Raw genomic sequence first — 22,115 nt, forward strand, 5'->3', positions numbered from 1 at the left:
CATTCAACCGACGGCGGATCTGGCGTGTAATGGTGCAATGACAACAATAAAACAGCGGGGCGGCCCCGATCGCCCCTGAGAAAGGAGGACGCCATGCTGAACGAGCTTGATGCCGCACTTTCACCGGAAAACCGCTATCATGATTCCGGACCCACTCCCGATTCCGATAACAAACAGGCCGAACCATCCATGGAGCCCGCTTACAAGATTCTGATCGCCGACGACCACCCACTGTTTCGTGAGGCAATCAGCAGCGTGATCTCATCGGGATTCGAAGGCAGCGAAATCCTGGAAACGGACGATCTCGACAGCGCACTGGACATTACCCGCGCCAACGATGACCTTGACCTGATCCTTCTCGACCTGAACATGCCCGGCATGCATGGTCTCAACGGCCTGATCACGCTTCGCAACGAGGCACCCACCATCCCGGTGGTCATCGTCTCCGCGGAGGAGGACAAACAGGTGGTGCTCCAGGCGATCACCTACGGAGCAGTCGGCTTTATCACCAAATCGTCGCCCAGGGCGCAAATGACCGAGGCCATCCAGCAGATTCTCAATGGCAACGTCTACCTGCCGTCGGACATTATCCGGACCGGCAAGGAAGGCAGCACCCGGCGCAGTCGACAGGACGACAATCCGATTTCCCCGGAACTTCTGAATTCGCTGACCCGCCGGCAGCTGCTGGTGCTTGAACGGATGTCGAAGGGAGAGTCCAACAAGCAGATCGCCTACAACCTGAATATTGCCGAAACCACCGTCAAGGCCCACGTTTCGGCCATTCTTCGCAAGCTGGGGGTCCACAACCGGGTTCAGGCCATCCTCTCCGCCAGCGACGTGGACTTCAGCCAATACCTCAAGCGCTGATCTCAGGATCGCTGTTTGAGAACCAGATGGGTGAGCACACTGCGCAGCTTGAGGGGCTTCACCGGTTTATTCATCAGAAGGTAGCCCAGCGTCCGGATGTGCTGCTTCAGCTCGTTGGTGTAGTTGGCCGTGATCATCAGCACCGGCGCTGCTGTCGCGCGTCGACGGTTGATCTCGGCAACCACATCCACGCCGTTGACGTCATTGTCCAGGTGGTAATCCGCCAGAATCAGATCAACCGGCTGACCGGCGGTGTCCAGCTGCCGCTCAAGATCTGCCAGGGAGACGGCCACCGTCACCTCACATCCCCAGCCTTCCAGAAGCGTTTTCATACCCTCGCAAATGGCCCGGTCGTTATCGATCACCCAGACCCTCGCGCCACCGAGTCCCTCATCCAGCAAAGGGATAGTGGCGCTGCCGGCAGGAAGCACTTTGGGTCGGAGTCTGCCCATGGGCACCCGCACGCTGAACACCGATCCCTTGCCCTCCTCGGATGACACGATTACCTCATGGCCAAGCATGCCGGAAATCTTGTCGACGATCGCCAGACCAAGGCCGAGCCCCTTGTCCATCCGGCATCCTTCCGAATGGATACGTTTGAATTCCTGGAAGATCTCTGAGAGCTTGTCCGTCGGGATGCCCGGCCCTGTATCCCAGACCTGCAGGAGGACATGCCCGGCCTGCCGACGGCAACCCAACAGGATTCTTCCCGACGGGGTGTAGCGGATGGCGTTGGTCAGGAAGTTGCGCAGGATGCGGGCAAGCAACTGGGAATCCGACTCTACCACGGCGGAGCACGGGACGAACGAGAGCGTCAGTCCCTCGGCCAGCGCAACCTGACGGAATTCCCGGGCAATGTTGTTCAGCAGGTCCCGGAGATCAAACGCGGTTACATCCGGCTTGATCACACCGGCATCCAGTTTCGAGATATCCACCAGCGTGCCCAGCAGATTCTCGACGTCGTCCAGGGAGGTACTGACGGAACGGACCAGCCCTTCGGCCTTCGGACCAAAGCTCTGCTCGAGCAGTGCGCTGGTAAAAAGCCTTGCGGCGTTCAACGGCTGCAGAAGATCGTGACTGACGGCCGCCAGGAACTTGGTCTTGGACAGGTTGGCTCGCTCGGCATCCAGCTTGGCATCCCTGAGACGCGCCTCAACGGCGGCCCGTTCGGTGATTTCCTGGCGAAGCTGATTGTTCAGCCCGGTCAATGCCGCGGTACGCTCCTTGACCCGGCGTTCCAGGTTATCGTAGGCCTGCTCCAGCGCCAGGGCGGTTTTACGGCGGTCGGTAATGTCCCGGATCAACACGAAAAAGCCAATGATGCTGCCGAATTCGTCGAAATTGGGCACGTAGGACCGGAGCATGTAACGTTGCTCGCCCTGCTCGCCGGTCTCCTCCAGTTCGAAGGTGACGTTGTGGCCTTCCATCACTTCCAGGATCTGCGGCAGCAGCCGGTGGTAGAAGTCCGGGGCATGGATCTGGTCCAGACGCTTGCCGAGCGGGGGCTCGCCGCCCCGGGCATACCAGGCCTCGTAGACCTTGTTGCAGAACTGCACCGTCATGTCGGCCCCGACGTACGCGATCAGCGCCGGCACATGGTCGGTCACCACCCGGATCCAGCGCTCACTTTCCTCCAGCGCCTTGATGCGACGGGCCATTTCGCTGTTTTTGACGTCGGTGATGTCCGTATAAAGAACGACCAGCCCCCCTTCCCGGGTGGGTCTTTCGGTCATCTGGACCCAACGATCGTTGGACAGCAGAAACACCGCTCCCTCGGCATCCTCACGTCCGTATTCCTCCCGGACGAGACCGGAACGGGTAGCAAGCCGCTTGACCTCATCAATGGTCGTGCCGGACTCGGGTGCGGGCACTCCGGCGTGCCGCCAGTAGCTGCGGAACCGACTGTTGCTCTGAATCAGCCGACGCTCATCATCAAACAGGACAAACCCGTCCGCGATGCTCTCGATGGCATCAATAAGCCGTTGCCGGGTGGTTTCGGCCTCCTCGCGGGCACGGTTGAGGGCATCAGTGCGCTCACGTACCTGTTCGGCAAGAATGACGGAATGCTCGAAAGCGGCGTAGGGTTCCGGTTTGTGGGAGGTGCCCGACTCCACCCGAACAATCAGCGCATCCCGGATCCGACGCAGCCGCAGATTCTCCGCTTCCAGTTCGGCAATGCGGCGGTCCTTTTCGGCCTGATCGGTAACGGTGTCAGACGAAGTTCGTGCTGGCATCAGGTTGGCCAATCACCACCCCCGTAAACGTCTGGTTGATGTGCATGCCGTCAAACTGCTCGCCATAAGTGTTGAATCCGATCACCCGATGATGACGGAGAAACTCGGAAACCCCCTCGACCTCTCCAGTGAGTTCGGCTTCAAGACGGCGCAGGAAGCAGTCGCAGCCAATGGTGATCAGGGGAGGACCAACCGACTGTTCGGCCTTTTCAATTTGCGCACGAACACTGTCGAGCAGCCCCTCGGGTTCCATGGACGTCATGACAATCCCCGTCTCAACGGCGCAATAGAAGGTCAGGCTGCCGTCCGGATTGACCCGCTGGATCGACCGGACAAAGTAGTGTCCACCTATCTTCACGCCCAGGGGACGAAGGGCAAAGGTCTTGCGATCCAGTGTGTCCACCGGTACACCGACGGCCCGGGCGTAGGCCTCTGCCGCGGGCTCGGCGTTGAGTTCATACACCGTTCGGCTCGAGGGGCAGGCGTCGGTGACAACCAGTTTTTCCTGACGCTCCACCATGTGATGGGTCGAAAAGACCCGGAAATCCAGGGGCGTATTTACCAGCATGACCGTCGCCGCACCGGTATGGAACTCGCCGTCAAAAAATACGTGGGTGTTGGCCAGACGCTCATCGTCGCCGGCGGAGCCACCAAACTGGGGGATGGTTCCCAGTGCGGAATTCAGGGTAGCCAGCACCAGTTCCTCCCGGCTGGACAGGCCATCGAGCAGGGTAATGGCAAAGGTATTGCCTTTGACCGGCGCCAGGCCGGCGTCCCGGCAGGTATTGAGGAGCCCGTCGATGACGTCCTGGGCATCCTGAAGCGTGAAGCTGTCCAGCGCCTGGATCAGCGCACAATCGATGGCGAAGTAGCGGCGGTCGAATCCGATGGCGGTAATGCATCCACGGCCATACCCTTCAGGGGTAATTTCACCCGCCGAGGTACAACCACAGACGCGAACGCCGTTGAAAGCCTGTTGAAGCGCCGGGCCCAGACGCTGAAGATCGAACTCCGCCGAACAGAAAAACAGCACACAGCCGAGATTGTCATGCGAGAGCTCGTTGGCAAGGTGCGTCGCAGCAAGCGCTGCCTCTCTGGCACCGGAACTTGCCACGCGAATGGCTGGAAGGGTTGTTACTGGCCTCATGCTTCCAGGCTCCAAAACCCTGGGAATTTCCGTTAATTCTACGGACTCCCCCGCGCCAGCCAATGCGACTTCCGTGCTTTTTATGGGCGCACCAAAATAATCATAAGCCATTGATTTTAAATCCTCCTGAATCAATGCCCGATGGCGCCACCGGTTTCCTTCCCGGGAAACCGGCACTTTAGTGCTAGATCCGTCTCCCGGGAAAGCTCCCGGCGCCGTGCACCAAGAGCAATCGCCATGTTCAGAAGGTTACGATGGCACCGAGCGCCAGGGTGTCGGCGTCCACCGTTTTGGTATCAGTGGATTTGGTGGTCTGTTCGAACATGTTGTACTCGGCGACCACTTTGAAGTACTCATTAATGTCGTGGAAGAGCGCGACCGAGCTGTTCTCTGTCTGGAAATCACCCTGGTCCGAATCGGTCTCGCCGTAGGAAATCACGAAACGATTGGCACCCAGGGTATAGCCTCCCTGAACCAGATAGCCGTCGGCATCCTCCTCCGAGGCCAGTGCCTGATCCGTAATCAGCACCGGCACATCGCCCTTCGAGGTGAATCCGGAAGCGGTCAGGGACAGTCCCGCCATGGCTGCACGAACGCCGTAGCCAAGACCCGTGGAATCGATCGAGGTGGTGGCATTTTCCGAGCTCTGGTAACGACCGTTCAGCCAGCCGGTCAGGGAGACACCGTTGAGATCGGCGCCGTAAGTGAGCTCGGCCTCAAACCGGGGCGCCGACTGTTCGGATTGCGCACCCGGAGTGGTGTTCGCCGGCTCCAGGATACCGGCCGCCACCTTGAGTCCCCCCAGGTCCGGTGACCGGTAGGTAATCTGTGCCGAGGGATTGGGATAGGGATAGCCGGCCCGGATATTGCCGAACGATACCCCGGTTGGGGCACCGGGCGAGCCAAAGCCCATCAGGATTTCATCCAGAAAGATGTTGGAGCGGGCGTAAAGTCCGAAATCCTTACCGATGAGGATCTGGCCAAAGCTGCCATCGACCGTTGCATACAACTGACGGACATCGATGGCCGTATCGGTGGGTGACTGCAGACTGTCGTTGATGGTGGACCAGAAGGAAGAACGCCCGCCGAGAGTCAGGTCACCGACCTCGCGACTGAAATTGAAACCAATGGTGTTGGGCAGAAAGCCCATTTTGACATCGGAATTGCGAACGTCGCCGATCTTGTCATCCCGATTCACATAAAAGGCATTGAAATAACCGTCTACCGAGAAAGACGTCCCGTCCTGATTGTAGACCTCCACCGCTGCGCTGGCACCGGTGCTCAGCCCCATGGCCGTGCCGACGGCCAAAGCCAGTCCCGCTTTTTTCAGATGGTTGCGCATAGCTCCCCCATGTTCTTGTTTGATGATCGGGTTCGGAGCAGGGGTCGTCCCAGGCTCCAGGCGCGTTGATCGCCCGGAATCATCTTCGACGAGGGAAGAAAGGTGTGAAATGCAACAAGGGAGCCGGTTTTGTGCTTATTTGGGAGGCAGTGGAAACGCCACTTTGGGATTACGACCCCGCGGGAAACCGGTCCAGTTCCAGCAGGCAATCGTCAAGGAACGCCGACGGATCCGCCATCACCGACTCGTCGGCCACCACCCCGAACTGGACCTGGCCGGCGTAACTGACGATGCTGACGCCCAGTCCGATACTTCCGGCCTGGGGTACCCAGAACATCTGTTCGGTAATGGGACAGCCGGCCAGGTAACGGGCCTCCCGGGTACCGGGAACGTTCGAGACCACGGCAGACGCTTTCCGGTAGAAGGTGTCTGCGACGGGATGGCGCAGGGGTTCCGGGATCAACGATGCACTGGCCGTCAGCCCCCAAGCCAGGCCCGGCTGCCAGCTCTTCTTGAGCCGCCGGGTTTCCTGTTTGATCCGGTACAGTCGCTCCAGCGGGCTTTCACCGTCTACCGGAAGCGGCACGAACACCGTGCCAAAATAGTTGCCCAGTTCGCCAGGCTCGGGCACCAGCTCCTCCGGCAAGCGATGACGAATATCCACCGGCACGGCTGCGTGCAAGACCGCCTCTTCCAGGTCTTCTGCGCCCAGGCCGAGCCTTGGGCGAACGGCGGCCGCGACGCAACCGAGCAGTACATCGTTGATTGTGACGTTGGTGGCGTTGGCAATGTTCCGGAACCGGTCGAGTGGCACTGGCTCCGACCAACGGCAATGCCGACGGCCAAGCAGGGGGCGCCTCAGGTCTGACGGGGAATCCTCCGGTTCAACCAGGAAATCGGTGACCTCATTCACCAGTTTCAGGCCCCGCTGCGCAAACTGCTCCAGCCACTGCCCGGCCTGCTCAACAGATGAGGAGGCCTGCGGAGCCGGATCCTCGTCGCCAGCCGGCGCGGTTTGGTCAACGGGCGTCGGAACCAGACGCTCCAGCCAGGATTGGGCCGCGCCAGTCCACCGGGCGAAGTCACCGTTTTCTGGTGCGCCATAGATGGCCGGGGGCTGACGGGGGGATGGCGGGCACAGGCGGTCGAAAATCGACATCAGTGAAAGACCATCGGCATAGCAATGGTGCATCCGGAGCAATACGGCGGCTCCGCCCTCCGCATTGGGTGCCAGCCAGAATTTCCACATCGGCCGGAACAGGGGCAGCGGCTGGTTCAGACGGGCCGAAACCCAGTCCTGGAGCTCGTCCCGGGTAAAACGATCGATCGCCACATCCAGATGGTGACGGACATCAAACCCGGGATCCCGCTCCCACCACCACCCCGGCATCCGCTCCACAGGGCGGTGAAGGAACCGCTCCCACGCCACCCAGTAATCCTTGAGGAAGGCCCGTAGCCGGGGCGCGGTGAGCCCTTCAACCCGGAGCATGACGGTAATGGTCATGGGGTTGTCCGGGCGTTCCAGGGCCAGCCAGGCCGAATCCGCAGGCAGCAGGAGATGCGATTGCTCTTGACTCAAACCTGTTAGTCCCCGGATCGATGGCGTGACGAAGGTACGTAAAAACCGAACTCCGCATTGTGCCAGACAACCCGAAACGGCTCCACATGACGACCAGCGCACCCTGTTACAAAAAATTACATGTGAGTAACTGTTCAGCCCTATACTGGTTATAAGCCTTGATGCGATGGTTATTAAAGACCATTTCGGTAGCCATTGGCTCCAGATTCGCGAAAACATCGCATGGAGCGCCAATACACCGCTACCGCCATCGCGGTACAACAGGGTGACCAGCACGAACTTCAATAACAGACCAACGCGGTGCTGGGAGGAGAAGAGTCATGAAAGCGAGTCACGTTCGCAAATTGATCAAACCCATCGAAAACGCCTATTCGGAAATGTTTTCCGGACGGGTGTATCGCGTTGGTAAAGGCGCCGTCTCGGTTCGCAACCACAGCGGTGTTGCAGAACAGACCGTCGTGGGAGTACACGGGTTCCTGGAGAATCACTGTTACTTCACACAGGCCTACGAGGGCCCGACAACCGAGCTGATCCTGCTCACCTGCAGCAACTATCACATCCCGGTCAACGGCGTTACGCCCGAGACCCCCGACTGGGAAGTGCCGATCAAACACCTGGAAGGTACCATCGAATACGATGCGTGCATCCTCAATCAGGCCCTGGCAAACCTGCCTACCACGCGTAATATCCGGATCCATGGCCACTCCCGCGGTGGCGCGGTAATCCTGGAGGCAGCGCGGCAGTGGCCGGAACTCTACGAAGACGTGGAAATCGTCTTTGAGGCGCCCGTGCTGCCACAGGGTCGCCTGCACGCTCTGGTCACCATGCTCCTGGAGCCGGTCAGCCATGGCATGTGGCCCTGGCTGATCCGTCTGATCAACAGTGCGCCCCAATCGGCCTATGGTCAGACCTTCTTCGGCAAGATGAATCCGCGGAAAAAGCAGCTGCTCAGCAAGCTGTTCTCGGCCACCAAGGATCACCTCACCATCGTCCGTAACATCGAGAACATCATGGACTGGATGGCCCGGACGGACACCTCGGTTTACCAGAATGTTCGCCAGGGCACCTTCCTGATTCCGGCCGTGGACCGCATTCTCGACCGGTCCGCCATGCTGGCCAGTGCCCGGCAGAGCCCGACCACCATGCGAATCATCGAAACCGAGGCGCCAAGCCACTTCATCACCCTGGACAGCAAGGAATGGGTTCCCGGTTTTGAGACATTGCCCGCCGCTGCACAGGGATAAGGCTGCTGCATCCCGGTCCATGCTCCGCTAAACTTGCGTGCCCAACCCAAGGCTAAGCGGAGTGTTCCATGTACCGTGACCGTCTGGTCGCCACCCCCGTTGAAACCGAGCACGCGCGCCGGCTTCAACGCCTGCTGCTGGCCTATCATGATTTCCGACAGCTCAAGGCCTCACATCGTCTTTCAGAATCCACCCGGATCATTGCTGACTGGCAGGCGCAACGCCTCAAGCAGACCCACCGGGATCTCTACGACCACCCCGGTTACCATTCGGGACTCGAGTTTCTGCTGACCGACCTCTATGCCCCTTCAGGGATGACCCGGCGCGATGACAACATCGACCGCGTCTTCCCCAAAATGGTGAAATGGCTACCTGACCATCTGCTGGGAACGCTGTCCGGGCTGGTAGAACTCAACCTGCTCACCCAGGAACTGGACCTGGAGCTTGCCGAACGGGTTCATCAGGAAGGACTGAACATCAGGGACCTGAACACAGATGGTTACTGCCGGGCCTATCGCAACAGCCGCCGGCTGTCAGACCGGGAAAGACAGATCCGGCTGGTGGCAGATGTGGGGCAGCAACTGGACCGGTATGTGCGAAACCGGACACTGGGGTGGTTGCTGAGCATGGCAAAGACGCCCGCAGAGATGGCCAACCTGACCGACCTGCACAGTTTCCTGCACCGGGGCTACAGTGCGTTCCGGAAGATGGAAGATGTGGACGGCCTGATTGACCGGCTGGTCGTTCGCGAATCCCGGGTTATGGACAACATTCTGGCCGGCCACCCGGCCCCCTTCGAACTGCCGAGTGACCTGTAGACCGGCCGATCACCCGTTCGGGTTGATGATCTGATCCAACTGGTTGTGGATCTCCTGCTCGATCCGGTGCTTGAAGGGCCGCAGCATCAGCCCCAGTTCGAGGCGGATGTGCAGGTCATCCGGGCTGATGTTCAGCTGGCCCTTCACACCACTGCGCTTGAACCTCATGACATCGCCTTCCCACTGGTAGTGAACGTCGAACTGACGGGACAGATCACGGGCCAGGGTTTCCGCGGCCTGGCGGGCGTGTTCCTTGTCCAGTGAGTGGGCGCGATGAACATCAATGACAGACATGGATCAGTTTTCTCTTCCAAATTGAATCGGTTTTACAGTGTATGTCGGTATTAAACTTGTAGCCACCCCGGCAACCGTTAGAATACGGGGTTCAGATACTGACAGGACACCTTCCATGAGCGAGCAGCAAACGCCAGCCGACAACGGCCAGGACGACGTCACCCACTTTGGCTTCCGCAATGTGCCGAAAAGCCAGAAAGCCGGCCAGGTGGCCCAGGTTTTTCATAACGTGGCGGGCAAGTACGACCTGATGAACGACCTGATGTCGATGGGGATTCACCGGCTCTGGAAGCGCTTCACCATCGAACTGTCCGGAGTACGTTCCGGGCACCGCGTGCTGGACATCGCCGGGGGTACCGGCGACCTCACCATGAAGTTTTCCGATCTGGTGGGGCCATCGGGCAGCGTGGTCCTTGCCGACATCAATGCCTCCATGCTCAAGGTGGGCCGTGGCCGGCTCGAAGACCGGGGCTACGCCGGTAACATCGAATACGTCCAGGCGGATGCGGAACACCTGCCATTCCCGGACAACAGCTTCAACGCGGTGTCGATTGCCTTCGGCCTGCGCAACGTCACCGACAAGGATCAGGCCCTGCGGGACATGGCCCGGGTACTCAAGCCGGGCGGTAAACTGATGGTGCTGGAATTCTCCAAGCCAACCAACCCGCTGCTGAGCAAGGCCTACGATGCCTATTCCTTCAATGCCTTGCCCCTGATGGGTCAGCTGGTGGCCGGTGACAGCGAGAGCTACAAATATCTCGCCGAATCCATTCGCATGCATCCGGATCAGGAGACGCTCAAAAGCATGATGGAGCAGGCCGGCCTGGCGAATTGCCGTTACTACAACATGACCGGCGGCATCGTCGCCCTGCACGTGGGTATCAAGCCCTGATGGGTCCGGGTCCTACCCTGCTCGCCGCAGGCAGCGCGATCGTGGAAAACGCCCTCAACCGGGCGCTCGAGCTCGACCCGGCCGGTCGACGGGCCCTGCTGGAGGCGTTGCCGGGGCCGGTTCAGTTCACCCTGACTGCTCCCACAACCGCACAGTACACCCTCGATCGGGCCGGTGACCGCATCCGGGTGAGCAGCCAGCCCCCCGAACAGCCCCGGGTGTCACTCGTGGGACGCCCCGTGGCGTTTGCGGCCCTGGCGCTGGGCGACGATCAGGTGCTCACCGATGGCCGTCTGCAGGTGGTGGGGGATACGGATCTCGCACACCAACTCCAGCATGCCCTGAGCACACTCAATCCGGACTGGGAAGCAGCCATGGCCAGGCATATCGGTGATGTGCCCGCCCACTTCCTTGGCAAACGCATTCGCGATGCGGTGAAGTGGAGCCGACAGGCAATTGGCTCGATGAATGCCAACCTGGAGGAATACCTGCACGAGGAAACCCGTAGTCTCCCCGGTCGTCACGAAGTGAATGCAGCACTCGACGACATCGAAGCCCTGGACCAGAGGGCGGGTGAGCTGGAGGCCCGGATCAACGCACTGGAAAGCCGCGACACTGACACACCGGAGAACCCGTGACCCGTTTGAGACGCCTGATCCGCATTGCCTGGGTATTCTGCCGTTACCGGCTGGACACGTTTCTGCCCCTCGCCGAATTGCCCGCGCCTCTGAAGGTCTTTTTCCTGCTGGCACCCTGGCACCTGTTCCCGAAACCGAAGCTCAACCGGGGGGATCGACTCCGCTTGGCGCTGGAAGAGCTCGGACCGGTATTCGTGAAATTCGGCCAGATACTGTCCACCCGCCGGGATCTGCTGCCGGATGACATGGCCGAGTCCCTGAAGCACCTGCAGGATCGGGTACCACCATTCCCCAGCGATACCGCCCGCGACATCATCGAGACTTCGCTGGGCCGTCCGGTCTCTGAGCTGTTCTCCGAATTCAGCGCGGACCCGATGGCCTCGGCCTCTGTCGCCCAGGTTCACGCCGCAACCCTGCCGGACGGACAGAAGGTTGTGGTCAAAGTCCTGCGGCCGGGTATCGAGCGGGTGATTCACCAGGACCTCGCCCTGATGTACTTCATGGCCGGACTGCTGGAGCGTTACTGGTCCGAGGGCAAACGGCTGCACCCGGTCGAGGTGGTCGCTGACTACGACTCCACGATTCACGACGAGCTCGATCTTCAGCGCGAGGCGGCCAACGCCAGCCAGCTGCGCCGCAACTTCGAGAATTCCTCGCTCATCTACATCCCGTTCATCGACTGGACCTACACCCGCAAAACCGTGCTCGTCATGGAGCGCATCCAGGGCATTCCCATTGCCGACATACCGGCTCTGCAGGCGGCGGGCGTGAACATGAAAGTCCTGGCAGAAAAAGGGGTGGAGATCTTTTTCACCCAGGTGTTCCGGGACAGTTTCTTCCACGCCGACATGCATCCGGGCAACATTTTTGTGGACGTTTCCAATCCGGCCGATCCCCGGTACATCGCCATCGATTTCGGGATTGTCGGGACACTCGCGCCCGACGATCAGAGCTATCTGGCCCGCAATCTTCTCGCGTTTTTCCGCCGCGATTACCGGCAGGTAGCGCAGCTGCATATCCAGTCCGGCTGGGTGCCACCCGATACCCGGGTGAATGAATTCGAGGCCGCCATCCGGACGGTCTGCGAGCCGATCTTCGAGCGCCCGCTCAAGGACATCTCGTTTGGCCACTTCCTGCTGCGCCTGTTCCAGACCGCACGCCGCTTCAACATGGAAGTCCAGCCCCAGCTCGTACTGCTCCAGAAGACCCTGCTGAACGTCGAGGGGCTTGGCCGGCAACTCTATCCGGAGCTGGATCTCTGGAGTACTGCCCAGCCATTCCTGGAGGACTGGATGCGCAAGCGCATTGGCCCCTCGGGACTGATCAAATCGCTCCAGTCGCATCTGCCGTCCTGGCTCGAGCAATCACCGGAAATGCCCCAGTTGGTGCACGATGCGCTGTTGCAGCTGCGTCATGCCGGACCCACGGAGCAGCAGAACCGCGCTACACTGGAGCTGCTGAAACAGCAGCAGGAACGCACGGAACGTCGTTGGCGCCGCGGCATTGCCGCCCTGGTACTGGTTGCTGTGGCGGTCGCGGGCACCCGTCCCGAAGCCCGGGCCTGGCTTGAGACCACCCCATCCTGGAGCTGGGCGCTGCTGGCCGTGGCCGGTGCCCTCGTGCTCCGTGGCGGCCGATAACCCACCCATTCACTCAGGACTGACCACCATGCAAGACTCCGCCTCCCCCGACAACTGGCTTGATCTCGTTCGCTGGAACAGCGACGGCCTCGTGCCCGCCATCGCCCAGGATGCGGAGACCGGGGAAATTCTGATGATGGCCTGGATGAACCGGGAATCGCTGAAACTGACGGCGGAAGAAGGCCAGGCGGTTTATTGGTCGCGGTCCAGGGGCAAACTCTGGCGCAAGGGTGAAACCTCCGGGCACCAGCAGGTGGTTCGGGACCTCCGCCTGGACTGCGATGAGGATGTGATCCTCCTGAAAGTCGAGCAGAAAGGCGGCATTGCCTGTCATACCGGTCGTCGCAGCTGCTTCTATCGAGCGCTGGAGGACGGCCAGTGGGTGCCGGTGGAGCCGGTGCTCAAGAACCCCGATTCGATTTACGGCAACCAATGAGGAGACACCCGTGAGTGACGTACTAGAACGCCTGGCCCAGGTTCTGGAAGCCCGGAAGGAAGCAGACCCGGAAACATCCTACGTTGCCAGCCTGCATGCCAAGGGTCTGAACAAGATTCTTGAAAAGGTGGGCGAGGAATGCACCGAGACGCTGTTGGCAGCCAAGGACGCCGAACTCAGCGGCGAGACCCGGGACGTCATTTATGAAACCGCCGATCTGTGGTTTCACAGCATGGTGATGCTGTCCCGCCTGGGTCTGGGGCCGAACGATGTCATTGAGGAACTGGGCCGGCGCTTCGATCTTTCCGGACTCGAAGAGAAGGCGTCCCGCGACCAGTAAACAGGGGTTACCTCTTTCGGGGGTTTCCGCCGGGCCGCTTAGTTAACGTACAATAGCGCTACAAGACACCATTGAACGAGGATCCCCGAATGGGTATCAGTATCTGGCAACTTCTCATCGTACTCGGCATTGTCATTCTGTTGTTCGGGACCAAGAAACTGCGCAACATTGGCAGCGACCTTGGCGGTGCCATCCGAGGCTTCAAGAAGTCCATGAACGAGGAAGAAAAGCCCTCGTCCGAACCGGAGTCGCTGGAAGACAAATCCAAGGCTCAGCCCGAAGGCGCAGACGAAAAGTCCCGGGACAAGACCCAGAGCTGAGAGCTGACTGAATGTTCGACATCGGCTTTCTTGAACTGCTGATCTGTGCCGTCATTGCCCTGCTGGTGCTCGGCCCCGAACGACTCCCCACGGCGGCGCGGGCCGCCGGCCGCTGGGTGGGCGCGGCCCGGCGCATGGTCAGCCAGTTCAGCTCTGAGCTCGACAGGCAACTGAAAGCCGAGGAACTCCGGGAAGAACTCCGTAAAGCCGGCGATGTCGGTCTGGACGACGTTCAGAAAACCGTACGCGGTGCTCTGGACGAGGCAAAAAAATACGAGCACATGATCCTGTCGGATGGCAAAGGCCATCAGCCGGCCCCCATGTCCAAAGATACGGCCGCCGACGCCGCCCCGTCGGAGAGCTCCAGCGATCAGGACGTCAGCCCGACACCGGACAACCAGTCGTCCACGCCCAAACAGGTTCCACCAGGCTCTCCGGATAAGCGTTCATGACCCAACAACCAGACGGGCAGCAGTCTCCCCCTGAACAACAGGAAATGCCGCTGGTCGAGCACCTGCTCGAGCTGCGTAACCGACTGCTGAAAATGGTGCTGGCAGTCATCGTCTGCTTTGCCGCCATCTACCCTTTTGCCAACGACCTGTACCTGTGGTTGAGTGAGCCGCTCAGGGCGCTGCTGCCCGAGGGCCAGACCATGATCGCGACCGACGTGACATCACCGTTCTTCGCGCCCCTGAAGCTCGCCCTGGTCGTGTCGCTGTTCGCCGCAATCCCGGTCGTTCTCTACCAGCTATGGAGTTTTATCGCCCCGGGCCTGTACGCCCATGAGAAGCGACTGGCGTTTCCGCTGCTGTTCACCTCGGTGATTCTGTTCTATGCGGGCGCAGCCTTTGCCTATTTCGTGGTGTTCCCGCTAGTGTTCGGATTCTTCACCGCCATCGGCCCCGAGGGCATCCTGGAACTGCCGGACATCAGCAGCTACCTGGATTTTGTGCTGAAGATGTTCTTCGCCTTTGGCGTTGCCTTCGAAATTCCCATCGCGACCGTGCTTCTGATCCTGACCGGGATCACCACGCCCCAGGATCTCGCCGCCAAACGCCCCTACGTGGTGGTTGCCTGCTTCGTGATCGGCATGTTGCTGACCCCACCCGACATCATTTCCCAGACCATGCTGGCCGTGCCCATGTGGATTCTGTTCGAAATCGGTATCATCTTCGGCCGGCTTGCGCGCCGGGAGGTTGCCGACGCCAATCCGGACGAGCCTGCAGACGAATGAACCTTGCCCTCCTGAACGACGAAGACCTGATCTCGGCGGATCGGGCGTTGCTCCGGGGCAGACGCCTGCAGCACCTGCAATCCGTGCTCAAGTCGGCGATCGGCGATCGGGTGCCCGTGGGCCGCATCAATGGGCCGATGGGCACCGGAGAAATCCTCCGACTGGACAACGACGAAGCCGAACTGCAACTGACCCTGGACCAACCTGCTCCCACGCCGCTTCCGCTGACTCTGGTGCTTGCCATGCCAAGGCCCAAGATGTTCCGGCGGATCATCCAGACCTGCGCCGCACTGGGCGTTAAAGACATCTGGTTGATCAACAGCTACAAGGTGGAGAAAAGCTTCTGGCAGACGCCCTGGCTGTCCGAACCCCACTTGCGGGAAAACCTGACACTGGGACTGGAGCAAGCCAGAGACACCGCCATGCCGCAGGTTCATGTTCGAAAGCTGTTCAAGCCGTTCGTCGAGGACGAGTTACCGGGACTGCTGGAAGGAAAACAGGGCCTGGTCGCGCACCCCGGCACCGCGACACCCTGCCCGACCCACCTGCCCGGGCCTGGCTTATTGTGCGTGGGGCCGGAAGGGGGCTTCACCTCCTATGAAGTCGGAAAACTGGAAGAAGCCGGCTGCCAGGGCGTTCACCTCGGGCCCAGGATCCTGCGGGTAGAGACGGCAGTACCGGTGCTGATCAGCCGGCTATTCGATCTCTGCGGCTGACCCTGTTTTTACTCGCCCCCGGCGGAATGGCCTTTGCGGTTCTGCCAGGCATTGATGACCGGCGTCAGCACCGCCAGCAGCAGCGCACCCGCCAGAACACCGAATATGCCATCGGCCAGGAACGGCGTAACGGTCGCCAGGGGCTCACCCAGCCCCTCCGCAAAATGATGCAGGGCGTCGTATGCCGGCGGCACGCCATGAATGAGAATACCTCCACCCACCAGAAACATGGCGATGGTGCCCAGGACCGACAGCGTCTTCATCATCCAGGGTGCGAGCCAGAGAATGCCACGGCCGGCCCGCTGGGCCAGTTCACTGTCCTGGCGGGTGAGGTACAGACCGCCATCATCCAGCCGGACGATGCCCGCCACCAGGCCGTAAACCCCCAGCGTAATCATCACCGCCACCAGGCTCAGAACGAGGAATTGCATGCCGATACTGTGACCGGTCACGGTTCCGAGAGTGATGGTAATGATCTCTGCTGACAGAACGAAGTCTGTCCGTATCGCGCCCCGGATCTTTTCCTTCTCGACCGCCCTCAGATCCGTGTCGGGCTTCTCCAGGGCCTCCTGGAGTTCCTCCCGGCGACTCCGGTCTTCCTTGCCGTGAAGGAACCGGTGCGCCAGCTTTTCAAAGCCTTCGAAACACAGGAAAGCGCCCCCGATCATCAATAGCGGTGTCACCAGCCAGGGGACGAAATAACTGATCGCCACGGCCGCCGGCACCAGAATCGCCTTGTTGACCAGAGAGCCTTTGCAGACCGCCCAGACCACCGGCAGCTCCCGGGCCGCCCGGACACCGGTCACCTGCTCGGCGTTCAGCGCCAGGTCGTCGCCCAGAACGCCCGCAGTCTTCTTGGTGGCGGCCTTGGTCATGAGGGAGACGTCGTCCAGGATGGTGGCGATGTCATCGATCAGCGCGAGCAGGCTGCTTGCGGCCATAGTAATGTCCCTTGTAATCCGGTGGCAGATGAATCAGTCGGCCAGACCCATGGCCTCGACAGCGATGCGGTTCTTGATGACCGGCATCCGGTCGAACCATCGCATCCCGGTGTTCCTCAACCAGCGCAGGGGGAGTTCGTCACGGGCAAACAGCTGCTTGAAGCCCTCCATCGCGGCCATCATGGTCAGGTTCTCGCCTTTGCGCCGGCGTTGATAACGCGTAAGAACGTCGGGGTCGGCCGGTGACAATCCCGCTGCGCGGGCCCGCCGCAATTCGTCCAGCAGGACGCGCACGTCCCCATATCCCAGATTGGCCCCCTGGCCGGCCAGCGGGTGAATGGTGTGGGCCGCATCGCCCACCAGCGCCACTCCCGCGGCGACGTAATCCTTGGCATGACGCTGACGCAATGGAAACGCATGGCGCCGGGACACCGACTGCACAGCGCCCAGTGTCTGTTCGATGGCTCTTTCCAGCGCCTGCCGGAATGCTTCATCGTCCAGCGCCATCAAACGTTGGGCTTCCAGGGTATCCTGGGACCAGACGATGGAACAGTAATGGTCGTCTTCCGCTTCGTTCAGTAACGGCAGGAACGCCAGAGGGCCGGTGATCGCGAATTTCTGCCAGGCGGTAAACCGGTGCGGCTTCTCCGTTCTGACGGTACAGACAATGGCCTGCTGGTCGTAATCCCATTCCCGGGTAGGCAAGCCGGCCCACTGGCGCATCCTTGAATGGGCGCCATCGGCGCCGATCACCAGGGCGGCCTCCAGACGACGACCGTCCGCCAGCTCCACACCATGGCCGGCCCGCCAGTACCGGACCTGCTGTCCCTCTTCAAGGACCACGTCGCTGTCCTGCAGGACACGGTATAGCGCGCGCACGATGTTTCGATTCTCAACAATGGTGCCGAGGGACCCGACGTGCAGATCCGCGGCATCAAAATGGATGCGTCCGGTTCCGTCACCATCCCAGACGGTCATTTCCCGGTACCGGCAGTGCCTGAGAGCCGTCACGCCCTGCCACACACCGAGATCCTCCAGCAGACGCTGACTTGCCATGGAGATGGCGCTGACCCTCGGTTCGAAATCATCCACATTCCGGGCCGGTTCTGGCTCCGCCAGCACCGATGCCTGTGTCGCTCCGTCAACGAGGGCGACCCGCCAGCCCTGATGACCCAGCCCCAGTGCCACCGCCGAGCCGATCAGGCCGCCGCCCACAACAACGACATCGAACTGCGAACTATCCATTTTGCTGTCCATTCGGTACTGCCTTCCTTCCGGATCGATTCGACGACGAGAGGACCGGCTTTCGGCCACCGGTACCCATGGCCTGCCGGGCAAACCAGCGCTTGGCACCGGGGATCATGTCCAGCCCGACCAGCCCCGCGTCCCTCGCCGCCGCAACCACAGGCAGGGACTGTCCGAACACCCGGATCAGGGAATCCGAGAAACGCACGGTCTGTTGCCAGTCCTGGCGATGATGCTGCTCATACGCGCCAAGCACCGACAGTTCCCCGATCGAACGCCCCTGCTCATGGGCATTCCGGAACTGCTCCACCAGGGTCATCAACCCCCGCAGAGCGAGGTTGAACCCCTGTCCGGCCACCGGATGCAGGGCATGGGCCGCGTTGCCCACCAGCGCCACACCGGAACGAACCGGCGCATCCACCGTGGTCAACGCCAGTGGATAGTGATGACACTCACCGATCCGGGTGAAGCGCCCGAGGCGCCAGCCAAACCGGTCCTGCAGGCGCTGACACCGGCCTTCGTCCGATAGCGCCAGAATCTCTGCCAGCGCTTCGTCGTTCAGTGTCCACACCAGCGCGGACTGATGCCCCGGCTCGCCCGGGGCATCATGGGGCAACAGGGCCATGGGGCCGGAATCGGTAAATCGCTCATACGCCGTAAACCGGTGCGACTCGCTGGTGGTTACGTTGGCGATCAGCGCGTTCTGACCGTACCGTTCGGTATGGGTGACAAATCCGAGCTTTTCCCGCAAGCCGGAACGACCGCCATCAGCCACGACAAGACACTGGCCGGTCAGGATCTGCTGCTCGCCCTGCTCCCGGATAGTGACCTCCACGCCGGACTCCCCGGGCATCATGTCCAGCACTTCCGCCGGCGCACGCCACCGGACCGAGGTATCCTGAAGCGCCCGCATCAGGCAAAGCCCCATCCAGCGATTGTCCGCGACGTAGCCGAGGGCATCCTGATGATGATCCCGGGCATGCAGCCGGGTTGCGCCGAACCGGCCACGATCCGATACGTGAATATGACGAATGGGTGTGGCGTGGCGGGACAGCTCCGGCCAGAGCCCGAGGGCGTCAAAGATCAGCCTGGAGCCCCAGGCAAGCGCCGTGGAACGCGCGTCGTAACTGGGCTGGTAGTCAGCCGGAAGGGCCTCCGGCGACAGGGGAAAGGTTTCCACCACCGTTACCCGCAAGGTCGGGACCTCACGAGCCAGTGCCAGCGCCAGCGTGGCACCGGCCAGTCCGCCACCGGCGATGATGAGATCGGTATCGGTTCGGTCCACGGTGTCAGCCCGCCATCAGCGCTTCGATATCGGCAATGGCCTTGGGAGCGTCGTCGGTCAGCACACGACAGCCGTCCTTCGTGACCACCACATCGTCTTCGATCCGGATGCCGATGCCCCGCCACTTCTCGTCCACACTGGTATTGTCCGGTGCCACGTAAAGGCCAGGCTCCACGGTCAGAGCCATACCCGGCTCCAGCTGGCGCCAGGCATCGCCAATGCGATAATCGCCCACATCGTGCACGTCCAGCCCGAGCCAGTGCCCGGTCCGGTGCATGAAGAACGGTTTGTAGGCTTCATCGGCAATGGCATCCTCAAGGGTGCCGGACAGCAGGCCCAGATCAATCAGCCCCTGGGTCAGCACCCGGAGCGCCGCCTCGTGCGGATGGTTCCAGTGGTTACCCGGGCGAACGGCTTCGATCGCCTCGTACTGGGCTGCCAGCACCACTTCATAGAGTGCACGCTGCTCCGGGCTGAAACGGCCGCTGACCGGGAAGGTGCGGGTGATATCCGAGGCGTAGCACTCGAGTTCGCAGCCGGCGTCGATCAGAACCAGGTCGCCCTCCTTCAAAGGCGCGCTGTTCTCGATGTAATGCAGGATGCAGCCGTTGGCGCCGCCACCGACAATCGACGGATAGGCAGTCGAACGGGCCCCGTGCTCCATGAACGTGTGGATCAGGGTGGCCTCCAGGTTGTATTCGTAACCGCCCTCACGGGCCCGACGCATGGCATTGCAGTGGGCCTCGGCGCTGATCTTTCCGGCCTTCGCCATGACCCGAATTTCGCCAGCACTCTTGTAAAGGCGCAGGTCATGCAACAGGTGCTCGAGTGCGACGAATTCACCCGGCGGGTGGGCGCCGGTGCGTACTTTACTGCGAATGGTCTTCACCCATTCCATGACCCGGTGATCAAAGCCCTGATCCTTGCCCAGCGGGTAGTAGACGCGGCTCCGCCCCTCGATCATACCCGGCAGGATGTCATCGATATCGGAGATCGGGAAGGCGTCGTCCAGACCGTACTGTTCGATGGCGCCCTCCGGCCCGCACAGGAGTCCGTCCCAGAGCTCTTTCTCGGGATGACGCTCCTTGCAGAACAGTACGGCTTCGCCGTGCTCCCGGCCCGGAATCAGGGCCAGCACCGCCTCCGGCTCGCCGAAACCGGTCAGGTACTGAAAATCACTGTCCTGGCGGAACGGGTGCAGGACATCGCGGTTCCGGACCCGTTCGGGCGCGGCGGGAAGAATGGCAATGCTGTCCGGCGCCATCCGCTCCATCAGCTTGCGGCGACGCTCGGCAAACTCTTTAACGGCTATCATGGACGACATGGGCTCTCCCGTGGTCAGACCCGGCTCAATGCAGGGTCGGTGAATCAGTGGCGGGCTTCTGCGGGGCGTTGAATTCGGTAAACACCGCCAGGGCCCCCAACCGGATGTATTCGGTAATCTCAAGCAACTGCTGTTCGCTCTCTTCGTCCGCTTCCTCGTCTTCAGACAACTGGCTGATAGCGACCATATCCTCGATCAGCTCACGAATTTCATCGGGGGCCTGGCCAAGGGATTCTCCTGCCGCCAGAGCCATACCTTCAAGAAACCCGCGGACCCAGGCCACCAGTGCCTCCAGTCGCTGCTCAATGGCATAGTCATCATCCGGCAACAGGGGATGGAAACTCATATCCGCAGACTGCAGAAGCGCCAGGGTCTGCTCGTAGGCCCGATTCATGAACGGAGCCAGATCCTCCGAGTCCTCGGCGGTCTGCTCGGGCAACCCCATGTGTTCGCAGACCATGGCCAGCCAGTTGTTCTCCTCAATACGGGCACCGGCCGCCAGGCGACCACATAGAGCACCATGAAGCTCGGAGGGATGACTGAATGCCTGATGGGCTGTAAAGACATTGGCCCACCGTTCGAATTCCGCGGCCCGTGCGGCCCCGGATGAGACGTCGGATTCTGACATTGAGCACAAAAATCCTGTATCGCTGAGTGAAGGTCCTATCCTAGCATTCGGGGCGCCACAAGGCACTCGGGGCGTAGCCCGGCCCCCTCATTCGCAACCCTGCCAACGGTGATCCCTGTCACGCCCACGAGGCCATGACAAGCCTGTAAATTGACCGACTTACCATCCACACTTATAGTTGTTTGGATTCATAACAAACGATGTTGGGCACGCCATGGAACAGTCCGAAGTACAGGCCTTAGCGGACAAGTTGGACAAGCTGATTGAACGCTGCCAGAAGCTGGAGCGTGATAATGCCATGCTGCGGGATCTGCAGGACGACTGGAACCGGGAACGCGCCCAGTTAATGCACAAGAACGATCTTGCCAAAAACAAGATTGAAGCCATGATCGGCCGCCTTCGGGCGCTGGAGCACCACTGATGTCACAGCAAGCCGCCACCGTTGAGGTGAAGATTCTCGACAAGGAATACCTGGTTGCCTGCCCGGATGAAGAGCGGGACGCGCTCTTGCGCGCCGCCCGGCACCTCGATCAGAAAATGCGTGAGATCCGGTCCAGTGGCAAGGTGTTCGGCGTTGAACGCATCGCTGTGATGGCGGCGCTGAACATCACCCATGAACTCCTCGAACAGGATTCCATGTCCGACGCCACCAGCTCCATCCTCAAGGCGATGGACGGCAAGCTTGATCAGGCCCTTGGGGACAATTCCGGGCACTGATCCGGAATCAGGTGTTGCAATCCGCCCCGGAGCTACCCGTATAATGGGATCAACTTCCTGGGCTGTTCGCGATGGTCGGATACGTCCTCGAGCCGATGCGCACTACCCAGGTGGCTACTTCAGGGCATTGTGAGCACGTCCCCTCACGGGGAAAGCCTAATATGTCACAGCGGCCACCGACCTTGAACTTTGGGTTCAAGGGCCACATCCGATAACGGCAGCCCGGGAAGCTTT

The 22,115-nt window shown here is 60.9% G+C and carries 24 protein-coding genes and 1 other RNA gene; 15 read left to right on the forward strand and 10 right to left on the reverse strand.

All coding sequences use genetic code 11. The features are described from left to right. Positions 1-189 precede the first annotated feature (189 nt). Entirely contained in the window at positions 190-867 is a 678-nt protein-coding gene (locus MLD04_RS05420) for a response regulator (protein ID WP_248156827.1), read from the forward strand. A 2-nt stretch (positions 868-869) separates the two neighbouring features. On the opposite strand, the gene MLD04_RS05425 is transcribed toward MLD04_RS05420, so the two are convergent. The 4 genes from MLD04_RS05425 to MLD04_RS05440 all read right to left on the reverse strand — a co-directional run bounded on the left by MLD04_RS05425 (position 870) and on the right by MLD04_RS05440 (position 7,169). Continuing rightward, complete coding sequence (locus tag MLD04_RS05425) at positions 870-3,101, reverse strand: hybrid sensor histidine kinase/response regulator (RefSeq protein WP_248155549.1); 2,232 nt, start codon at positions 3,099-3,101, stop codon at positions 870-872. Continuing rightward, positions 3,079-4,248 carry a nitric oxide-sensing protein NosP gene (nosP, locus tag MLD04_RS05430; protein WP_248155551.1) on the reverse strand — a complete coding sequence of 390 codons (1,170 nt, stop codon included), beginning with the start codon at positions 4,246-4,248 and terminating at the stop codon, positions 3,079-3,081. Before nosP ends, MLD04_RS05425 begins: the two co-directional genes overlap by 23 nt. A 241-nt stretch (positions 4,249-4,489) precedes the next feature. Further along, positions 4,490-5,590 carry a porin gene (locus tag MLD04_RS05435; protein ID WP_248155554.1) on the reverse strand — a complete coding sequence of 367 codons (1,101 nt, stop codon included), beginning with the start codon at positions 5,588-5,590 and terminating at the stop codon, positions 4,490-4,492. A gap of 169 nt (positions 5,591-5,759) precedes the next feature. Then, entirely contained in the window at positions 5,760-7,169 is a 1,410-nt protein-coding gene (locus MLD04_RS05440) for a WS/DGAT domain-containing protein (RefSeq protein WP_248155556.1), read from the reverse strand. Positions 7,170-7,489: 320 nt separating this feature from the next. Here MLD04_RS05440 and MLD04_RS05445 point away from each other — a divergent pair, with 320 nt between their 5' ends. Both MLD04_RS05445 and MLD04_RS05450 read left to right on the forward strand, forming a co-directional pair. Next, positions 7,490-8,413 carry an alpha/beta fold hydrolase gene (locus tag MLD04_RS05445; RefSeq protein WP_248155558.1) on the forward strand — a complete coding sequence of 308 codons (924 nt, stop codon included), beginning with the start codon at positions 7,490-7,492 and terminating at the stop codon, positions 8,411-8,413. 68 nt (positions 8,414-8,481) lie between these two features. Then, entirely contained in the window at positions 8,482-9,231 is a 750-nt protein-coding gene (locus MLD04_RS05450; protein WP_248155560.1) for a DUF8198 family protein, read from the forward strand. A 9-nt stretch (positions 9,232-9,240) separates the two neighbouring features. Here the strand turns inward: MLD04_RS05450 and MLD04_RS05455 are convergent, their stop codons facing one another. After that, positions 9,241-9,525 carry a polyhydroxyalkanoic acid system family protein gene (locus MLD04_RS05455; protein ID WP_248155563.1) on the reverse strand — a complete coding sequence of 95 codons (285 nt, stop codon included), beginning with the start codon at positions 9,523-9,525 and terminating at the stop codon, positions 9,241-9,243. A 115-nt stretch (positions 9,526-9,640) separates the two neighbouring features. On the opposite strand from MLD04_RS05455, the gene ubiE reads away from it, so the two are divergent. The 9 genes from ubiE to MLD04_RS05500 all read left to right on the forward strand — a co-directional run bounded on the left by ubiE (position 9,641) and on the right by MLD04_RS05500 (position 15,741). Further along, complete coding sequence (ubiE, locus tag MLD04_RS05460) at positions 9,641-10,417, forward strand: bifunctional demethylmenaquinone methyltransferase/2-methoxy-6-polyprenyl-1,4-benzoquinol methylase UbiE (RefSeq protein WP_248155565.1); 777 nt, start codon at positions 9,641-9,643, stop codon at positions 10,415-10,417. After that, entirely contained in the window at positions 10,417-11,055 is a 639-nt protein-coding gene (locus MLD04_RS05465; protein WP_248155567.1) for a ubiquinone biosynthesis accessory factor UbiJ, read from the forward strand. Before ubiE ends, MLD04_RS05465 begins: the two co-directional genes overlap by 1 nt. Further along, positions 11,052-12,695 (forward strand): ubiquinone biosynthesis regulatory protein kinase UbiB, encoded by a 1,644-nt coding sequence (gene ubiB, locus MLD04_RS05470; RefSeq protein WP_248155569.1) that lies wholly within the window; start codon positions 11,052-11,054, stop codon positions 12,693-12,695. Before MLD04_RS05465 ends, ubiB begins: the two co-directional genes overlap by 4 nt. 28 nt (positions 12,696-12,723) lie before the next feature. Continuing rightward, positions 12,724-13,131 (forward strand): phosphoribosyl-AMP cyclohydrolase, encoded by a 408-nt coding sequence (gene hisI, locus MLD04_RS05475; RefSeq protein ID WP_248155571.1) that lies wholly within the window; start codon positions 12,724-12,726, stop codon positions 13,129-13,131. A gap of 10 nt (positions 13,132-13,141) precedes the next feature. Next, a complete protein-coding gene (locus MLD04_RS05480) occupies positions 13,142-13,471 on the forward strand; it encodes a phosphoribosyl-ATP diphosphatase (protein WP_248155572.1) in 330 nt (109 codons plus the stop codon). 89 nt (positions 13,472-13,560) lie between these two features. After that, on the forward strand, positions 13,561-13,791 hold the full coding sequence (tatA, locus tag MLD04_RS05485; RefSeq protein WP_248155574.1) for a Sec-independent protein translocase subunit TatA: 231 nt from the start codon (positions 13,561-13,563) through the stop codon (positions 13,789-13,791). Positions 13,792-13,802: 11 nt separating this feature from the next. Next, the gene (tatB, locus tag MLD04_RS05490; RefSeq protein ID WP_248155576.1) at positions 13,803-14,243 is read left to right on the forward strand and encodes a Sec-independent protein translocase protein TatB; all 441 of its coding nucleotides are present in this window, start codon (positions 13,803-13,805) and stop codon (positions 14,241-14,243) included. Beyond that, positions 14,240-15,025 (forward strand): twin-arginine translocase subunit TatC, encoded by a 786-nt coding sequence (gene tatC / locus MLD04_RS05495; RefSeq protein ID WP_248155578.1) that lies wholly within the window; start codon positions 14,240-14,242, stop codon positions 15,023-15,025. The genes tatB and tatC overlap by 4 nt, the downstream gene beginning before the upstream one ends. Continuing rightward, entirely contained in the window at positions 15,022-15,741 is a 720-nt protein-coding gene (locus MLD04_RS05500) for a 16S rRNA (uracil(1498)-N(3))-methyltransferase (protein ID WP_248155580.1), read from the forward strand. Before tatC ends, MLD04_RS05500 begins: the two co-directional genes overlap by 4 nt. Positions 15,742-15,749: 8 nt before the next feature. Here the strand turns inward: MLD04_RS05500 and MLD04_RS05505 are convergent, their stop codons facing one another. The 5 genes from MLD04_RS05505 to MLD04_RS05525 are packed head-to-tail and all read right to left on the reverse strand — an operon-like array spanning position 15,750 to position 21,164. Next, positions 15,750-16,682 carry a DUF808 domain-containing protein gene (locus MLD04_RS05505; RefSeq protein WP_248155582.1) on the reverse strand — a complete coding sequence of 311 codons (933 nt, stop codon included), beginning with the start codon at positions 16,680-16,682 and terminating at the stop codon, positions 15,750-15,752. Between the two features lie 33 nt (positions 16,683-16,715). Then, a complete protein-coding gene (locus tag MLD04_RS05510) occupies positions 16,716-17,927 on the reverse strand; it encodes an FAD-dependent monooxygenase (RefSeq protein WP_379883695.1) in 1,212 nt (403 codons plus the stop codon). Continuing rightward, positions 17,920-19,212 (reverse strand): 2-octaprenyl-6-methoxyphenyl hydroxylase, encoded by a 1,293-nt coding sequence (ubiH, locus tag MLD04_RS05515; protein WP_248155586.1) that lies wholly within the window; start codon positions 19,210-19,212, stop codon positions 17,920-17,922. Before ubiH ends, MLD04_RS05510 begins: the two co-directional genes overlap by 8 nt. 4 nt (positions 19,213-19,216) lie before the next feature. Further along, positions 19,217-20,536, reverse strand: a complete 1,320-nt coding sequence (gene pepP, locus MLD04_RS05520; protein WP_248155588.1) for a Xaa-Pro aminopeptidase — start codon at positions 20,534-20,536, stop codon at positions 19,217-19,219. Between the two features lie 25 nt (positions 20,537-20,561). Next, positions 20,562-21,164, reverse strand: a complete 603-nt coding sequence (locus tag MLD04_RS05525) for a UPF0149 family protein (RefSeq protein ID WP_248155590.1) — start codon at positions 21,162-21,164, stop codon at positions 20,562-20,564. A 214-nt stretch (positions 21,165-21,378) separates the two neighbouring features. Here MLD04_RS05525 and MLD04_RS05530 point away from each other — a divergent pair, with 214 nt between their 5' ends. The 3 genes from MLD04_RS05530 to ssrS all read left to right on the forward strand — a co-directional run bounded on the left by MLD04_RS05530 (position 21,379) and on the right by ssrS (position 22,114). Continuing rightward, positions 21,379-21,585, forward strand: coding sequence for a TIGR02449 family protein (locus MLD04_RS05530; RefSeq protein WP_008939560.1), 207 nt, complete (start codon positions 21,379-21,381; stop codon positions 21,583-21,585). Beyond that, positions 21,585-21,881, forward strand: a complete 297-nt coding sequence (locus MLD04_RS05535) for a cell division protein ZapA (protein ID WP_248155591.1) — start codon at positions 21,585-21,587, stop codon at positions 21,879-21,881. Before MLD04_RS05530 ends, MLD04_RS05535 begins: the two co-directional genes overlap by 1 nt. 51 nt (positions 21,882-21,932) lie before the next feature. Beyond that, positions 21,933-22,114, forward strand: a non-coding RNA gene (ssrS, locus tag MLD04_RS05540) — 6S RNA. Position 22,115: the final 1 nt, after the last annotated feature.

The organism is Marinobacter koreensis, from assembly GCF_023156285.1.
GTDB lineage: Bacteria > Pseudomonadota > Gammaproteobacteria > Pseudomonadales > Oleiphilaceae > Marinobacter > Marinobacter koreensis.

What these genes read in the sequence shown, in the direction of transcription:
- MLD04_RS05420 (WP_248156827.1), top strand. Translation starts at nt 190, where the DNA reads ATGGAGCCCGCTTACAAGATTCTGATCGCCGACGACCACCCACTGTTT.
- MLD04_RS05425 (WP_248155549.1), bottom strand. Translation starts at nt 3,101, where the DNA reads ATGCCAGCACGAACTTCGTCTGACACCGTTACCGATCAGGCCGAAAAG.
- nosP (WP_248155551.1), bottom strand. Translation starts at nt 4,248, where the DNA reads ATGAGGCCAGTAACAACCCTTCCAGCCATTCGCGTGGCAAGTTCCGGT.
- MLD04_RS05435 (WP_248155554.1), bottom strand. Translation starts at nt 5,590, where the DNA reads ATGCGCAACCATCTGAAAAAAGCGGGACTGGCTTTGGCCGTCGGCACG.
- MLD04_RS05445 (WP_248155558.1), top strand. Translation starts at nt 7,490, where the DNA reads ATGAAAGCGAGTCACGTTCGCAAATTGATCAAACCCATCGAAAACGCC.
- MLD04_RS05450 (WP_248155560.1), top strand. Translation starts at nt 8,482, where the DNA reads ATGTACCGTGACCGTCTGGTCGCCACCCCCGTTGAAACCGAGCACGCG.
- MLD04_RS05455 (WP_248155563.1), bottom strand. Translation starts at nt 9,525, where the DNA reads ATGTCTGTCATTGATGTTCATCGCGCCCACTCACTGGACAAGGAACAC.
- ubiE (WP_248155565.1), top strand. Translation starts at nt 9,641, where the DNA reads ATGAGCGAGCAGCAAACGCCAGCCGACAACGGCCAGGACGACGTCACC.
- MLD04_RS05465 (WP_248155567.1), top strand. Translation starts at nt 10,417, where the DNA reads ATGGGTCCGGGTCCTACCCTGCTCGCCGCAGGCAGCGCGATCGTGGAA.
- hisI (WP_248155571.1), top strand. Translation starts at nt 12,724, where the DNA reads ATGCAAGACTCCGCCTCCCCCGACAACTGGCTTGATCTCGTTCGCTGG.
- tatA (WP_248155574.1), top strand. Translation starts at nt 13,561, where the DNA reads ATGGGTATCAGTATCTGGCAACTTCTCATCGTACTCGGCATTGTCATT.
- tatB (WP_248155576.1), top strand. Translation starts at nt 13,803, where the DNA reads ATGTTCGACATCGGCTTTCTTGAACTGCTGATCTGTGCCGTCATTGCC.
- tatC (WP_248155578.1), top strand. Translation starts at nt 14,240, where the DNA reads ATGACCCAACAACCAGACGGGCAGCAGTCTCCCCCTGAACAACAGGAA.
- MLD04_RS05500 (WP_248155580.1), top strand. Translation starts at nt 15,022, where the DNA reads ATGAACCTTGCCCTCCTGAACGACGAAGACCTGATCTCGGCGGATCGG.
- MLD04_RS05505 (WP_248155582.1), bottom strand. Translation starts at nt 16,682, where the DNA reads ATGGCCGCAAGCAGCCTGCTCGCGCTGATCGATGACATCGCCACCATC.
- MLD04_RS05510 (WP_379883695.1), bottom strand. Translation starts at nt 17,927, where the DNA reads ATGGATAGTTCGCAGTTCGATGTCGTTGTTGTGGGCGGCGGCCTGATC.
- pepP (WP_248155588.1), bottom strand. Translation starts at nt 20,536, where the DNA reads ATGTCGTCCATGATAGCCGTTAAAGAGTTTGCCGAGCGTCGCCGCAAG.
- MLD04_RS05525 (WP_248155590.1), bottom strand. Translation starts at nt 21,164, where the DNA reads ATGTCAGAATCCGACGTCTCATCCGGGGCCGCACGGGCCGCGGAATTC.
- MLD04_RS05530 (WP_008939560.1), top strand. Translation starts at nt 21,379, where the DNA reads ATGGAACAGTCCGAAGTACAGGCCTTAGCGGACAAGTTGGACAAGCTG.
- MLD04_RS05535 (WP_248155591.1), top strand. Translation starts at nt 21,585, where the DNA reads ATGTCACAGCAAGCCGCCACCGTTGAGGTGAAGATTCTCGACAAGGAA.